This is a genomic window from Amycolatopsis sp. NPDC004368 (assembly GCF_053602515.1).
On the sequence record NZ_JBSGDT010000007.1, the window covers coordinates 56,254 to 71,408 of the forward strand.

Genomic DNA, 15,155 nt, shown 5'->3' on the forward strand with positions numbered 1-15,155 from the left:
TGAGGCGCGCCGTGTCTCAACCCCGCAGCTTCGCCACCGCTCCCAGGGCCCGGAACATCCCACGTGCCGCCTGCCGTCCGATCCGGCTCTCCGACACGAACTGCTCGGCACTGCGCGCCGACGTGCGGACCGCCTTGAAGCCGTACTTGCGCATCTCGCGTTCGTACTCCCCCACGTCGCCGCCCGTGGAAAGCGTGCGGCACAACAACTGTGCGTCGCGCAGGGCGGTGTTCGCGCCGATGCCCCGGAAGGGCGTCATGCTGTGCACCGCGTCGCCGAGCTGCGTCACCGGGCCCGGTTGCCACGGCGCGACCGGCACCGAGGTGAGGATCGGCAGGCGGCTCACCGACGCGTCCGGTGCGCTCTCGACCAGGCGGACGAGGTCGGGGTGCCAGCCGCGGATCAGGTCGAGCACAGCGGATCGCAGGCCAGGACCGTCTTGTTCGGACAGCCCACTCGGGAACCGCCGGGATCCGTACGCCCACATCACGTAACTGCCGGTGTTGTCGAACAGCACGGGATCGACCTCGGCCGTCTCGTCGTTGAGCGCGACTTCCGGGAACAGGTGCGGCGCGGTGAACATCCCGCGCCCCGGCGGGCCGACCACGTAGACCGGGCCGGCGGTGAAGCGCGAGGCCGCTGACGGGACCGGGGTCTTGCCGACGATCGTGACGATGCCCGTGTCCACGCGCTGCGCGTGCGGCAGGAGCTGCGCGCGGACGCGGGAGTTGGCACCGTCCGCGCCGATCACCAGGTCGGCTTCGGCCGTGGTGCCGTCGGCGAAGTGCAGCGTGACGGCTTTCGGGCCGGTGTCGTAACGCACGAACTCCTTGTCGTGCCAGAGGATTCCGTCGAGTCCCGTCGACAGCACCTGGTGCAGCGAGATCCGGCTCACGGAGTGGTGCGCGGCGGCCGGGTCCGCCGCGGGCGGCTCGCGCAGCACGGCCAGCTCGCGCAACTGCTCCGTCACGAACGCGAACTCGTGCGCGCTCTCCCCCGTCGTGGCCAGAAACCGCCGCCACGCCTCGGGCGGCAGGCATTCGTGCAGCGCCGCCGCGCCGTGCGGATCGATGTGCACGCGGTAGCCCTGCAGCCGTTCGGTTCGCGTGCGGCTGCGCTCGTACACGGCCACGTCGACGCCGGCGCGCACCAACCCGTGGGCCAGGCACAGACCACCGGTCCCGCCGCCGACGACGGCAACTCTCAAGTTCATGGTCTTCCCCTCTCAGACGTCAGCCATAATTATCCGTATGGATGATTAAGTCAACCGTGGGGATGATTGAGTCAGCGGCTAGGCTGAACCCGTGCCCGAGAACAGCCCCCGCCGCGCGCCGCGCGAACGGCAGCGAGACCCCGAGCGCACGAAGGCGCGAATCCTCGAAGCAGCGAAGGCGGAGTTCGCCAGCTTGGGGTACGCGGCGGCGCGCGTCGGCGAGATCGCGGCGCGCGCGGGCGTGAACAAGCAGCTGATCTCGTATTACTTCGGTGGCAAGGAAGGCCTGTACACCGAGCTGAACCGCCCGGTGTTCGACAGCTTCACCACGCTGGCCGCGCCGGATCGCGAGCTCGCGGACGTCGCGGCCGAGTTCGTGCGCTCGGGCCTCGCCGACGCCGACCTCGGGCGCTTGTTCCTGTGGGAGAACCTCACCGACGGCGAGCCGGACGCCGTCGGCGTCGACGCGCAGCGCGAGTTCCTCCAGCGTCAGCTCGGTTACGTCCGCGCACGCCAGGAGGCCGGCGACTTCCCTGCCGACGTCGAACCGGCGGCGTTGATGCTGGTGTTGATGGCCGCCGCCAGTGCGTCGCTCGCGTTCCCGCGCGTGGCGCGCGCGCTGACCGGCCGGGACCCGGCGTCGCCCGAGTTCGCCGAGGACTACGCGGAGCAGCTGGCCCGCATCGTGCGGGCGCTCAAGCCCTGACGATCAGCGCCACCAGCTCGTCGGCCAGGTCCGGGCCGAGCGAGGTGTGGGTGGCGAGCAGGCGGTACCAGAGGGTGCCGAAGACGACGTCGATGAGGGTTTCGCGGGTGACGCCGGCCGGGAGCTCGCCGCGGTCGGCCGCGCGGTCGACGATGCGGCCCAGCACTTCGCGGCGGCGCAACAGGAAGTCTTCGCGGAACCGGTCGCCGAACGCGGGGTCCACCTGGGCCTGGGCCATCAGCGCGCGCAGGGTGTCGCCGACGGGCTGCTTGCGGCCGAGGGCGAAGGTGTCGCGCAGGAACTCGCGCAGGTCGTCCGCGAGGATGCCGTGGTCGGGGATCGGCACGATCAGGTCGGCCTTGGTCGCCAGCGCTTCCATCAGCACGTCCGCTTTGGACGGCCACCAGCGGTAGACGGTCTGCTTGCCCGCACCGGAACGCGCCGCGATGCCTTCGATCGTGAGGCCGGCGTAGCCGACTTCGGCAATCAGTTCCAAGGTCGCCACGAGGATCGCGTCGCGGCTGGCGGCGCTGCGCTTGCGGCCGGGACGGGGCTGTTCGGTCACGGGAACCGATGGTAGCGTAATTCGAGACGAGACGTCACGGTTCGAAATAGGAGACCACATGAGCAAGCGCACGGCCCTAGTCGCTGGGGGCACTTCGGGCATCGGGCTGGCGATCGCGCGGAAACTTCGCGACCGCGGCTTCGACGTCCACCTCACCGGCCGCGGCAAGGAACGGCTCGACGACCTGGCGATCACCGACCCCGACCTCACCGGCCACCAGGCCGACGGCGGCGACGCGGCCGTGATGACCGCCCTCGCCGAGACGATGGGCAGCATCGACGCCCTCGTCGTGAGCCTCGCCGGCAGCGAGGGCATGGGTCCGATCGCGGACCTCGACCTGGGCATGCTGCGGCGTGCCTTCGACGCCAAGTTCTGGGCCCATCTGACCACAGTGCAGGCCGTCCTGCCGCGGCTCGCGCCCACGGGCTCGATCACCCTGGTCACCGCGATCACCGCCCGCACGGGCATGCCGGGCACGACCGGCCTGGCCGCGCTCAACGGCGCACTGGAAGCCGCGGTCAAGCCGCTGGCCGCGGAGCTGGCGCCGATCCGCGTCAACGCCGTGTCGCCGGGGGTGGTGAATACCGCCTGGTCGAACGGTTTCCCGGCCGAACAGCGCGCGGCTTACTTCGCGCAGGTCGCTTCGGTACTGCCGACGCGCCAAGTCGCTACGGCCGAGGACGTCGCGGAGGCGGTGGTCTTCGCGGCCACCAACCCGACGACGACGGGAACGGTGCTGGAGACCGATGGCGGGGCGCGGTTGATCACGATGTGACGGCGGGGCACGGGGGACAGTCGCCCTTGGGTTGCGGGCACCGGACGGGACGTGCCTGGCCGCGAAGGCCGCCGGGGCAGGTGCAGTGCTGGTTCGGGATGGCTCGCCGGCGGCCCTGGCCGAGTGCCGCGCGTGGAGCAGGCCAGTGTGCTGCCAGGTCAGGAGCGCGGGGTCACCGCTTCGCGGCGCAGGTCAGCGCCGATCAGGTCGGACCGGGTCGTGCACAGGAGCGCGGGGCGCTTCGCGCCACTGGCATCAAAGACCCGCAACTGCACCCGGGCCCAGCGCCGCTGGGTCACCGGACAGCAGGGTCACCGGAAAGCAGGGTCAGGAACGGCGCAGCGGTACGAGGTCATCCGCGTGGACGACCTCGCGGCGGTGCTCCACCGGGACCTCGTGGCTGGAACGGCCGATGAGGTCCGGCAGTTCGCTCGCGTCGAAGGAAACCACGCCGCGGGCGACGGGGACGTCCTTGGCGTCCACGAGGTCGACCACGTCGCCCGCTTGGAACTTGCCGGTGATGCCGGTGATGCCGGCGGCGAGGAGGGAGCGGCGGCGCAGGATGGCGGCCACGGCGCCGTCGTCGAGGCGGAGGTGGCCGGAGGCGTCGGCGGCGTAGCCGAGCCAGAATCGGCGGGCCGACAAGCGGTTGTCGGCCGGGGCGAAGGCGGTGCCGACGTCGGCCGGACCCAGGGCGCCGGCCGCCTCGGACGCGGCGGCGAGCAGCACGGGGATGCCGGCGCCCGCGGCGGTGCGCGCGGCGGCCAACTTCGAGACCATACCGCCCGTGCCGAGGCCCGAGGAGGACATGCCGACGGAGATGCCCTCCACATCGGACTCACTGAGCACCTCGGCGATCTTGCGGGTGGCGCCGTCGCGGGGGTCGCCGTCGTAGAGGCCGTCCACATCGGACAGCAGAACCAGGGCGTCGGCGCCGACGAGGTGGGCGACGAGGGCGGCGAGGCGGTCGTTGTCGCCGAAGCGGATTTCCTGGGTGGCCACGGTGTCGTTCTCGTTGACCACGGGCACGGCACCGAGCGCCAGCAACCGGGAGAACGTGTTCTGCGCATTGCGGTAGTGCGCGCGGCGCACGACGTCGTCGGAGGTCAGCAGGACCTGGCCGACGGTGAGCGAATAGCGGCCGAACGACTCCGCGTACGCGTGGGCCAGCGCGAGCTGCCCGACGCTCGCCGCGGCCTGCTTCGTGGCCAGGTCGCGCGGGCGTTTGCCCAGCGACAGCGGCGCGAGGCCCGCGCCGATCGCCCCCGAGGACACGAGCACGATCTGGCAGTCGCGGGCCACGCGCGCGGCGATGGCGTCGACGAGCGCGTCGAGCCGCTCGGTGTCCAGACCGCTGCCCGCGGTCGTGAGCGCGGACGAACCGACCTTGACGACGAGCCTGCGGGCTTCGGCGATCTCGACGCGCGTGCCGCTCACCGGTCCAGCTCCTCCAGATCGTCGTCGAAGTCGTCCGCGAAGTCGGCCGAGTCCGGCTCGTCTTCACCGGTGCCGTCCCGCCGGATGCGGCGGGCCTCCTTGCGCTCGGCCGCGCCGACGCGGTCGCTCTTCTCCAGCCGCACGTCCGTGCCACGACCGGACAGGTGCACCGCGACGCCCGGCGACGAGGGCTCCCACTCGAACTGCACGTCGCCGATCGTGACCGGACTGCCCGGCTTCGCGCCCTTTTTCGCGAGCATCTCTTCGACGCCCAGGCGGTTGAGCCGGTCGGCGAGGTAGCCGACGGCCTCGTCGTTGGCAAAGTTCGTCTGCCGGATCCAGCGCTCCGGGCGAGCACCGCGGACGATGAACGCGCCCTCTTCCTCGGGATCGACCTCGACGGTGAAGCCGCTGTCGTCGACGGCCAGCGGGGTCAGCACGATCCGCTGCTGCTCCAGCACCGGCTGCGCCTCGCGGTACTCCTCCACGACCTTCGCCAGCGCGAAGGTGAGCTCCCGCAGGCCCTTGCGCGACGCCGTCGAGATCTCGAACACCTGCAGGCCGCGGGCTTCGAGCTCGGGCCGCACGAACTCGGCCAGCTCGGCCGCTTCCGGCACATCGATCTTGTTCAGCACCACCACGCGCGGACGTTCGTCGAGCTTGCCGCCCAGCCCGGGCGTGTACTTGGCGAGCTCCTCTTCGAGAGCGTCCACATCGGACAGCGGGTCGCGGCCCGGTTCGAGTGTCGCGCAGTCGACCACGTGCACCAGCACGGCGCAACGCTCGATGTGGCGCAGGAAGTCCAGCCCGAGGCCCTTGCCCTCCGACGCACCCGGGATCAGGCCCGGCACGTCGGCCATGGTGAACACGGTGGCCCCGGCGGTGATCACGCCCAGGTTCGGCACGAGCGTGGTGAACGGGTAGTCGGCGATCTTCGGCTTCGCGGCCGACAGCACGGAGATCAGCGACGACTTGCCGGCGCTCGGGAAGCCGAGCAAGCCGACGTCGGCGACCGAACGCAGCTCCAGCACCAGGTTGCGCGACTCCCCCGGCTCGCCGAGCAGCGCGAACCCGGGCGCCTTGCGCGCCTTCGACGCGAGCGCCGCGTTGCCGAGCCCGCCGCGCCCGCCCTGGGCGGCGATGAAGGTGGTGCCCGGCGACACGAGGTCGGCCACGAGCTCGCCGTCCTCGGTGAACACCACCGTGCCCGCCGGCACCTTCATCTCGAGCGCCTCGCCCGCGGCGCCGTTGCGGTTGCTGCCCATGCCCATCTTGCCGCTGCCCGCTTTGGCGTGCGGGCGGAAGTGGAAGTCGAGCAGCGTGTGCACGTTCGGGTCGACGACCAGCGTCACGTCACCACCGTTGCCGCCGTTGCCGCCGTCCGGGCCACCGAGGGGCTTGAACTTCTCGCGGTGCACGGAGGCACAGCCGTTCCCACCGTCGCCGGCGGTCAGGTGGATCACCGCGCGGTCCACGAACCGGGACGCCATGGCATTGCCTCTATTCACTCGCGAAGAAAAAGGTACCGAACAAGACAAACGAGGGGTGGTGCCGGATATTCCGGCTCCACCCCTCGTCGGAGAGTCGTGCGCGCGAAGAAACCGAAGATCAGGCTTCTGCGGCGACGGGCACGATGTTGACCGTCTTGCGGCCACGCTTGGTGCCGAACTCGACCGCACCGGCGGCGAGCGCGAACAGCGTGTCGTCGCCGCCACGGCCGACGTTCACGCCGGGGTGGAACTTGGTGCCACGCTGACGGATCAGGATCTCGCCGGCGTTCACCTCCTGGCCGCCGTAGCGCTTCACGCCGAGGCGCTGGGCGTTGGAGTCACGACCGTTGCGGGAGCTGGACGCGCCCTTCTTGTGAGCCATGGGAGAAGCCTCTTTCTACGAAGATCCGAAGAACTACTTGGAGATGCCGGTGACCTCGACGCGGGTCAGCTTCTGCCGGTGACCCTGGCGCTTGTGGTAGCCGGTCTTGTTCTTGAACTTGTGGATCCGGATCTTCGGACCCTTGGTCTGCTCCACGACCTTGCCGGTGACCGAGACCTTCGCCAACGCGTCGGCGTCCGTGGTGACCTCGCCACCGTCAACGAACAGCACGGCGGGGAAGGTGTGCTCGGTGCCCGGCTCGCCCTCGAGCTTCTCGACCTCGACGACGTCGCCGACGGCCACCTTGTACTGCTTGCCGCCGGTCTTGACGATCGCGTACGCCGACACGGAAGTCTCCTGCATTAACTCGGCCCTGTAACTACTAGGCAATCGGGTGGGGGCTGGCGCGGACGGCCCGCCCGGAGGCGGTCCAGGTACTCGCGCAGCGGCCTGCTCTGGTGGCAGGCCGTACTACAGGTTACGTGAGGTTCCCCGGTGGATGGACACCGGGGTCCCCTACGTGGTCTTTCAGCTCTGGTCCGTCGCGTGCACCGGCGGACCCGCCGGACGCGAGGCCGCTCGGCGCGACCGGCGCCGGGTGGGTCGCGTGGCCGGAGCCGGCACCTCGACGTCGGACTCGGCTTCCCCGATGGCCTCGGCGGCCTCAGCCACCTCGGGAGCCGCTTCCGCCACTTCCGGCTCGGCCGCCTCGGTCTGCCGAGGTGCCTGCTCGACGGCGGGCGGCGCGCTCGCGGCGGCCACGGGGGCCCCCGCCTCCTGCGCCGTCTCCACGGTCTTCACGGCCTCGGCCAGCGGCTTCGGCTCGTCGGCGACGTTCGGCTGCGGCTCACCCTCGGCGTGCTCGCCCTTGTGGGCCGCCTTCGACGCGTTCACCATCGCCTGCACGGCCGAGACCACCGACTCGCGCTGCTCCGGCGTCGGCGCCGGCGCGGTCTCCACGGCCTTGGCGTGCTCGGCCGGCTGGTCCTCGCCCTTGCCCCGGCCGCGCGAGCGCCGGGAGCTCTTGGTGTCCCCGCCGCCGTTGCCACCGTTGCCGCCGTGGTTGTGACCGTTGTTGTGGCCACCGTTGCCACCGCCGTTGCCGTTGCCGCCACCGGCGGTGCGCTGTGGCTCGGTGGACACGACGACGCCGCGGCCCTTGCAGTGCTCACACGGCGTGGAGAACGCCTCGAGCAGGCCCGTGCCGATCTTCTTGCGGGTCATCTGCACGAGCCCCAGCGACGTCACCTCGGCGACCTGGTGGCGCGTGCGGTCGCGGCCCAGGCACTCGGTGAGGCGACGCAGCACCAGCTCGCGGTTGGACTCGAGCACCATGTCGATGAAGTCGATCACGATGATGCCGCCGATGTCGCGCAGCCGCAGCTGGCGGACGATCTCCTCCGCCGACTCGAGGTTGTTGCGCGTCACCGTCTCCTCGAGGTTGCCGCCCGAGCCGGTGAACTTGCCGGTGTTGACGTCGATCACCGTCATCGCCTCGGTGCGGTCGATGACGAGGTACCCACCCGAGGGCAGCCAGACCTTGCGGTCGAGCGCCTTCGTGATCTGCTCGTCGATCCGGTGGTCGGCGAACACGTCGCCGGTGCCGGTGTAGCGCTTGAGGCGGTCGGCCAGGTCCGGGGCCACGTGCTCCACGTACGAGTGAATCGTGTCGAACGCCTTGCCGCCCTGCACCTCGAGCTTCGCGAAGTCCTCGGTGAACAGGTCGCGCACGACCTTCACCAGCAGATCGGGCTCTTCGTAGAGCATGGTCGGTGCGCCGCCCTTCTTGGCGGAACCGGCGTCGGCCTTCTCCTTGATGACGTCCCACTGCACCTTGAGGCGCCGGACGTCGCGGTCGAGCTCCTCCTCGCTGATGCCCTCGGACGCGGTGCGGATGATCACGCCCGCGTCTTCCGGGACGATCCGCTTGAGGATGTCCTTGAGGCGGCGCCGCTCGTTCTCCGGCAGCTTGCGCGAGATGCCCGTGGCCCCGCCGGCCGGCACGTAGACCAGGAAGCGGCCGGGCAGCGAGATCTGCGTGGTCAGCCGGGCGCCCTTGTGCCCGACCGGGTCCTTCGTGACCTGCACGAGCACGCTGTCGCCGGTGGACAGGGCCTGCTCGATCTTGCGGGCCTTGCCCTCCAGGCCGGCGGCGTCCCAGTCGACCTCGCCGGCGTAGAGCACGGCGTTGCGGCCGCGGCCAATGTCGATGAACGCGGCCTCCATGCTCGGCAGCACGTTCTGCACGCGGCCGAGGTAGACGTTGCCGACGATCGACCCGGTGCCGGCCGAAGTGACGAAGTGCTCCACGAGCACGCCGTCCTCGAGCACGGCGATCTGCGTGGAGTCGCCCTTCTCGGCGACGACCATCGTGCGCTCCACCGACTCGCGGCGGGCGAGGAACTCGGCCTCGGACAGGATCGGGGCACGGCGGCGGCCGGCCTCGCGCCCGTCGCGGCGGCGCTGGCGCTTGGCCTCCAGGCGCGTGGAGCCGCGGACGCTGCGCACCTCGTCGCGCGCCGGGCGCTCGGGCTGCTCGGCCTTGGCCTGGCGCACGTGGGTGACGGTGTTGGGCGGGTCGTCGGTGGTCGCTTCGGACCCGTCGTCGTCCCCGCCCTTGCGACGGCGGCGGCGACGCCGGCGGCGGCTGCCCCCTTCGTCGGAGTCGCCGTCGGTCTCGGCTTCGCCGGCCGAGTCGTCGGACTCGGTCTCGCCCTCGGCGTCGGCCTTCTCGGCCTGCTTGTCGGCCTTCTCGGCGGGCTTGTCGTCCTTGCCGGCGCCGCGCTTGCGGTCCGGTTCGTCGGTGGCCTCGTCCTCGTCGGCGCCGCCCTCGTCGCCGCCCTTGCCCCGGCCACGGCCGCGACGTCCGCGACGACGCCGGCGACGGCCGCCCGCACCGTCCTCGTCGTCGTCGGAACGGTCGTCGGTGTCCTCGCCGGTGGTGTCCTCGGCCTGCTCGTCGTCCTGCTCGTCCTTGGCCGGCCCGGTCTTGGCCGGCCCCGCGTCCACCGGCTTCGAGCCGATGCCGAACACCGGCTCCGGGCGCGTGCGCGCGGGGCGGTCGGCGGCCGGGTCGGCCTCCGGGGGCAGGAACACGGGCGACGGCGCGGCGAACACCGGCACGTGGACCGGGCGCTTGGCCTGCGCGGCGGGCTCGTCGGTCTCTTCGGCGGGCGCTTCGACCACGGGGATCGCCGGCGCGACGGCCCGGCGCACGCGGCGCCGCGACTCACGCGGTTCCGGCGCGGCCTGCTCTTCGGCGGCCGCCGGGGCTTCGGTAGTGGTGGTGGTCTCGGCCGCCGCGGGGGTCTCGGGCTGAGCCGGCTGCTCAGCGACCTCGGGCGCGCTCCCGTCCGCGGCGGGCGCGAGCGCCTCGGCCACGCGGAACGCGACCTCGCGCGTCACGCTCGACTGCGCGCTGCGGGGGCTCTCGCCCAGCTCGGCCAGCTTGGCGAGCAGGTCGCGGCTGCTGGAGCCCAGCAGCTTGGCCAGGGCGTGCACGCGAATGCGCGGCGGCAGTTCCCCGAGCTGACTGGCCACGGATGCGGCGGTATTCCCGCCGGTCTGATCGGCGGGTGTGTCCGCGTTCGACATGTGTCTCCTCCGCCCCCGGGCGCGTCTTGCCGGTTCTCACCGGTCACGACGCGGCCGCGCAGGGGCCCTTTCTGTTTCGTGCCCGCCGTGGTGGTGACCAGCGGCGGGAATCCTTGCTTGGCAAACCGCGCGGTCCACCTGGTTCGGCGAACCGGGCACGGTCAGGTCTCCTCGGCGGTGTGCCGGCCTGGCTCCGACCCCTCACGGGCCGTGTCACCGGACCGACTCGGCTGCGCCGACTCCACGACGTCGAGCTGCCCGGCCTCCCGGGGGCAACGCGAGTGGTGCCGGTCCAGCACTCCTCCGGACCACTCTCGACGCAAGGCGGGATGCCCGTCGTCGAGGCGGTCGACGTGAGTATCCCACACCCGGGGGTGCACCCGGTGTAGTCGGTGCCTTGCGCAGCCACCCGGGCGTGCCGTCCCGCGCCGGACTCCGCCGTTCCGCTTGTCCCGATGCCCCGGCCTGGTTACCGTGCGCCTCGGGCACGCGTGCCCGTGCTCCCCTCCGTCCACGAGGAGGTCCGGTGTCCCTGCTGGCGCGGCCGCTGCGCGCGGCCGTGTGCCTCGTCGCGGCGCTGTCCGGGTGTCTCGCCGCCGGGCCGGCGAGCGCGGACGCCCCGAGCTGCCACCCGTCCGGGCGGACCTTGCGGTACGTCGTCGCCTTCGACCGCGGTACCTCCGAAGACTCCGCACGGGCACAGCTCGAGGCCGCGTGCGGTCACCCGTTCGGGTATTACCCGCAGATCGCCGTGGCGGTCGCCACGTCGGACGATCCGGACTTCGGGTCGCGCATCGGGCTCGACCGCGCGTTCAGCGCCCAGGGCACCCGGCTCGCGGCGCAGCGCGCGACCGGCGTGGCCGCGCCGGCCCAGCCCGCCCGGGCTCAGCTGGCGCCGAGCGACCCGGCCCGGGTGCCCGCGGTCGACCTGTCGGGTGAGCAGTGGGACATGCGGATGGTCGACGCGACCTGGGCGCACCAGGTGAGCGAAGGCAGCCGCGACGTGGTGGTCGGCGTGCTCGACTCCGGCGTGGACCCGAGCCACCCCGACCTGGCCGCGGCGATGGACCCGGCCGACTCCGCGGGCTGCCTCACCGGTGTCGCCGATCCGAGCCCCGAGGCCTGGCGGCCGACGACGTCGGTGCACGGCACGCACGTGGCCGGCATCATCGCCGCGGCCGACGACGGCAAGGGCGTCACCGGTGTGGCGCCCGGCGTGCGGATCGCCTCGGTGAAGGTGATCGACGACCGGGGCTACGCCGATCCCGAGGCCGCGGTGTGCGGGCTGATGTGGTCGGCGGCCCACCACCTGCCCGTGACCAACGGCAGCTGGTTCGTGAACCCGTGGTCGCTGTCGTGCGTGCGCGGCGACGACCGGGGTGTGGTCCACGAGGTGCTGGCGCGCGCGGTCGAGTACGCCACCTCGGCCGGGACGCTGACCGTGGCGGCGGCCACCAACGAGGCCGTGGACCTCACGCCGTCGGCGCACTCGGGCACGCGAGCGGCGGGCGCCGCGAAGTGTGAAGCGCTGCCCGCGGGCCTGCGGGACGTGGTGGCGGTTTCGGCCGTGGGTGCCGATCGAGTGAAGGCGGGCTACAGCTCGTACGGCCTCGGTGTGGTGGACGTCACCGCACCGGGCGGCGAGGCGGGCCGCTGCGTCGTGTCGACCGTGCCCGGCGGCTACGCGCCCCTGTGCGGCACGTCGATGGCCGCGCCGCACGTCGCGGGCGTGCTGGCGCTGCTGAAGTCGGCGCACCCGCGCATGTCGGCCGCCGACCTGCGCCGCGCGCTGGAGACGCGGGCCACGCCCATGCCGTGTCCTGACGACTACGACCTCACCGGCGACGGCGCGCAGGACGCCTACTGCGCCGGCTACGACGGTTACAACGGCTTCTACGGCCACGGCCTGGTCGACGCGCTCGCCGCCGTCACCCCGCCCTCGACGGGACCGCCGAACCCGGAGCGGTGATCGTTTCGACACCTCCACCGGGTTGGATACGCCGAACCCGGGTTCCCGAGGAGGTGCGGTGCTCGAAGCGCTCGGCCTGACCGCCGACGAGGAGCGGGTGTTCCGTGTGCTCGTCGGCGGCTACCGAGCCGCGCCCGGCGACGTGGCCGCGCGGCTGGGCCTCGATCTCGCCGAGGCCGAACGCGTGCTCGGCGCGCTCGTGGCGAGGCGGCTCGTGAGCCGCACCGGGGAGCACTACGTGCCCGCGCCGCCCGACGTCTCGCTCGGCCCGCTGCTGCGCCGGGGCCAGGCGGAGCTCGAACTCGCGCGGGCCACGGTGACCGAGCTGGCCGAGCAGTTCCGCGACAGCGCACGGCGGCGCGATTCGTCGCGGTTGGTCGAGGTCGTGACCGGCGCCGAGGCGATCCGGCAGCAGGCGCTGAGCCTGCAGCGCGACGCGTGTGAGGAACTGCTGTGGTTCTGCCGCGAGGCACCGATCGCCATGCCGGCGTCGGAGAACGACGAGGAGTTCCGGGCGCTGGCGCGCGGCGTGCGCTTCCGGGTGCTGTACGAGACCGCGCTGCTCGAAGAACCGGGCGCGATCGCGGGCCTGGCCGAGGGAATCCGGCTCGGCGAGCGGGCCCGCACGATCGCGAAGCTGCCCGTGCGCCTCGGCGTGGCCGACCGGGCGCTCGCGCTCGTGCCGCTGGCCGACGACGAGGCCACGGGCGAGCCGACGGCCGCCCTCGTGCTGGGTAGCAGCCTGGTGACCGGTCTCGTCGCGCTGTTCGAGAGCTACTGGGAACGCGCCTCTCCCGTGCGGATCGACGGCCTCGCGGGCGACGACCCGCTGTCGGCCGACGAGCGCCGGCTGCTGTCGCTGCTCGTCGGCGGGGTGAGCGACAAGGCGATCGCGAAGCACCTCGGCGTCAGCCACCGCACGGTGCAGCGCAGGTTGCAGGACCTGATGCAGCGAGCAGACGCGCACAGCCGGATGCAGCTGGCCTGGCAGGTGGCGAAGCTCGGGTGGCTCGCGGGCTGAGTCGTGGCGTCCAGTTCGGATTCGGGCGCGGGCCGGGTGTCCCGTGTGGACACCCGGCCCGTCGCTCACCGCAGCGGCAGGCGGTAGACGCCCGCACCGGTGCCGGCGAGCAGCCAGCGGCCGTCGTCGGTGGTGAGCAGCGTGCGGACGTCGCGGTCGGCCGGCTGGGCCGGCAGTGCGGTGAACCGGCGGCCACCGTCGTGGCTGAGCAGCACGCCGGCGCCGGGTTCGTACTTGTCGGCCGAGGACACGTACAGCGTGCCGTCGCGGGTGAACGTGGCGGCGGAGTACCCGGCGGTGCCGACGCCGGCCGCGGCGCGGAACGTGGTGCCGCCGTCGGTGCTGACCTCGACGAAACCGGCGCCGGTGACGACCAAGTGGCGGGCGTCGCGCGGGTCGACGGTCACGCCGGTGACCTCGCCGTCGAAGAGCTTGCGCGTGGTCTCGCCGCCGTCGGTGCTGCGGTAGAGGCCGGTGACGTCGCCGATCCACAGGGCGCCGCGAGGGTCGACGGCGAGCGCCTGCACACCGTCGAGGCCGGCCGGGGTGTGTGCGGTGAGAGTGCGGCCGCCGTCGCGGCTCGTGTAGACGGCGGGCGTGAGGTAGCTGCCCGCGTACACGGTCTTCGGGTCACGCGCATCGACGACGAGCGCGCGGGAGTTGCCGGGCACGGTGGCGAGCTGCTGCCAGGCGGTGCCGCCGTCGCCGGAGCGTTCCAGGGTGAAGCAGTCGACCTCGCAGTAGCCCTGGCGCACGCGCAGCACCGTCTTCGCCGAGACGGTCGCGAGGGCACCGACGGAGTTGCCCAGCGTGTTCGGGGCCTGGCCGGTCCAGCCCCAGTCCTGGTAGCCGCGCGGGAGGTGCGCCGCGAACGGCGCGGTGGAGCGGTAGGTGCCGCTGCGGGTGGCCGCGACGAGCGCCGGACCCGCCGCGGTCAGGGCGTTGACCTCGGTGTCGGGCACGCCGATGCGACGGAACGTCGCGGAGTCGCGCGTGGTGAAGATCCCGGCCTGCCCGGCCACGACCTGCTCGTGCGGACGATCGGGGAACGCGCCGATCTCGGAGTAGAGGTCGATCCCGGCGGTGGCGGCCGGGTGGTCGGTCCAGGTGCGGCCGCGGTCACGGCTGACCCACACGTCGCGGGGGCCCGCGCTGCCGTCGGGCCGCGGCGGGGCGACGGACTGGACCTCGATCTCGCCAGCGGACGTGATGCCGGTGAACGCCATCGCGTCGCCGGCGCCCCACGGCCCGGCCAGGGTGCGGAAGGTGCGACCGCCGTCAGTGGAGAGGACGCCTTCGCCGATCACGCCCGAGCCGACGACGATGCCGTCCGCGGCGGCCAGGTTCGCGAAGTACGGCGAGCCGGGCACGGTGAGCTTGCGGGCTTTTTGCGGGTGGGTGAGCGCGTGGTCGACGACGTGGATTTCGCTGCTGGTGCTGAGGAACAGCTCGTCGCCGTCGAGGGCGAGGTCGGTGACGCCCGCCGGGGTGCCCGCGAGCTTCGTCCAGTGGCGGCCGTGGTCGGTGCTGGTGAGCACGCCGTCGTCGCCCGCGGCGAACACGTCCGCGCCCGAGGGCGAGACCACCACGGAGGCGAGCAGGCCGGGACTCGTGGTGACGGCGCGGAACGTGCGCGCGGCGTCGTCGCTGCGCAGCACCTCGCCGGTGCCGGTGGCCGGGTCGGTGGCGGTGACGTACACGACGGAACCGTCGCGGGGGTCGGCCGCGATCGCGGTGCCGCCGGCGGCCAGCGGACCGGGTGTGGTCCAGGTGCCGCCGTGGTCGTCGGTGCGGTAGACGGCGTGGCCGCTGTCGGGCAGCACGTACAGCCGCGCGGGGGCGTCGGGCGTGAACGCAAGGTGGCCGCCGGCGCTGTTGGGACCGACGAGCTGCCACGGCTGGGCGTGCTCGGGTTCGGCTGTCGCGGGGGCAGCGAGGACGAGGGACAAGCCGGCACTCAGCGCGGCGAGCTTCCAGGGTCTGGCGTGCATCCGGTCAGCGTG

Annotated in this window: 13 protein-coding genes; 4 read left to right on the top strand and 9 right to left on the bottom strand. The window is 72.6% G+C overall.

All coding sequences use genetic code 11. From position 1 onward, the window contains the following. Positions 1–16: 16 nt before the first annotated feature. Complete coding sequence (locus ACWEOE_RS13125; RefSeq protein WP_452007805.1) at positions 17–1,213, bottom strand: FAD-dependent oxidoreductase; 1,197 nt, start codon at positions 1,211–1,213, stop codon at positions 17–19. A 91-nt stretch (positions 1,214–1,304) separates the two neighbouring features. Here ACWEOE_RS13125 and ACWEOE_RS13130 point away from each other — a divergent pair, with 91 nt between their 5' ends. After that, positions 1,305–1,919: a TetR/AcrR family transcriptional regulator gene (locus tag ACWEOE_RS13130; RefSeq protein ID WP_452007807.1), complete on the top strand. Its 615-nt coding sequence runs from the start codon at positions 1,305–1,307 to the stop codon at positions 1,917–1,919. Here ACWEOE_RS13130 and ACWEOE_RS13135 read toward each other — a convergent pair. Further along, the gene (locus ACWEOE_RS13135; protein WP_452007809.1) at positions 1,909–2,484 is read right to left on the bottom strand and encodes a TetR/AcrR family transcriptional regulator; all 576 of its coding nucleotides are present in this window, start codon (positions 2,482–2,484) and stop codon (positions 1,909–1,911) included. The two genes, ACWEOE_RS13130 and ACWEOE_RS13135, sit on opposite strands and share 11 nt — an antisense overlap. 58 nt (positions 2,485–2,542) lie before the next feature. Here ACWEOE_RS13135 and ACWEOE_RS13140 point away from each other — a divergent pair, with 58 nt between their 5' ends. After that, complete coding sequence (locus ACWEOE_RS13140) at positions 2,543–3,259, top strand: SDR family oxidoreductase (protein WP_452007811.1); 717 nt, start codon at positions 2,543–2,545, stop codon at positions 3,257–3,259. Positions 3,260–3,417: 158 nt separating this feature from the next. Here ACWEOE_RS13140 and ACWEOE_RS13145 read toward each other — a convergent pair whose 3' ends face one another. The 6 genes from ACWEOE_RS13145 to ACWEOE_RS13170 all read right to left on the bottom strand — a co-directional run bounded on the left by ACWEOE_RS13145 (position 3,418) and on the right by ACWEOE_RS13170 (position 10,162). Continuing rightward, complete coding sequence (locus tag ACWEOE_RS13145) at positions 3,418–3,558, bottom strand: hypothetical protein (protein ID WP_452007813.1); 141 nt, start codon at positions 3,556–3,558, stop codon at positions 3,418–3,420. A gap of 28 nt (positions 3,559–3,586) precedes the next feature. Further along, positions 3,587–4,696 carry a glutamate 5-kinase gene (gene proB / locus ACWEOE_RS13150; RefSeq protein WP_452007815.1) on the bottom strand — a complete coding sequence of 370 codons (1,110 nt, stop codon included), beginning with the start codon at positions 4,694–4,696 and terminating at the stop codon, positions 3,587–3,589. Then, entirely contained in the window at positions 4,693–6,186 is a 1,494-nt protein-coding gene (gene obgE, locus ACWEOE_RS13155) for a GTPase ObgE (RefSeq protein ID WP_452007817.1), read from the bottom strand. The genes proB and obgE overlap by 4 nt, the downstream gene beginning before the upstream one ends. A gap of 118 nt (positions 6,187–6,304) precedes the next feature. Continuing rightward, complete coding sequence (gene rpmA, locus ACWEOE_RS13160; protein WP_452007819.1) at positions 6,305–6,568, bottom strand: 50S ribosomal protein L27; 264 nt, start codon at positions 6,566–6,568, stop codon at positions 6,305–6,307. Between the two features lie 33 nt (positions 6,569–6,601). Then, entirely contained in the window at positions 6,602–6,916 is a 315-nt protein-coding gene (gene rplU / locus ACWEOE_RS13165; protein WP_009081084.1) for a 50S ribosomal protein L21, read from the bottom strand. A gap of 180 nt (positions 6,917–7,096) precedes the next feature. Then, complete coding sequence (locus ACWEOE_RS13170; protein ID WP_452007821.1) at positions 7,097–10,162, bottom strand: translation initiation factor IF-2 N-terminal domain-containing protein; 3,066 nt, start codon at positions 10,160–10,162, stop codon at positions 7,097–7,099. 526 nt (positions 10,163–10,688) lie between these two features. On the opposite strand from ACWEOE_RS13170, the gene ACWEOE_RS13175 reads away from it, so the two are divergent. Next, positions 10,689–12,131 (top strand): S8 family peptidase, encoded by a 1,443-nt coding sequence (locus ACWEOE_RS13175; protein ID WP_452007823.1) that lies wholly within the window; start codon positions 10,689–10,691, stop codon positions 12,129–12,131. A 58-nt stretch (positions 12,132–12,189) separates the two neighbouring features. Continuing rightward, positions 12,190–13,152, top strand: coding sequence for a LuxR C-terminal-related transcriptional regulator (locus tag ACWEOE_RS13180; protein WP_452007825.1), 963 nt, complete (start codon positions 12,190–12,192; stop codon positions 13,150–13,152). A 65-nt stretch (positions 13,153–13,217) separates the two neighbouring features. Here the strand turns inward: ACWEOE_RS13180 and ACWEOE_RS13185 are convergent, their stop codons facing one another. Next, positions 13,218–15,143, bottom strand: coding sequence for a hypothetical protein (locus ACWEOE_RS13185; protein ID WP_452007827.1), 1,926 nt, complete (start codon positions 15,141–15,143; stop codon positions 13,218–13,220). Between the last annotated feature and the right edge of the window lie 12 nt (positions 15,144–15,155).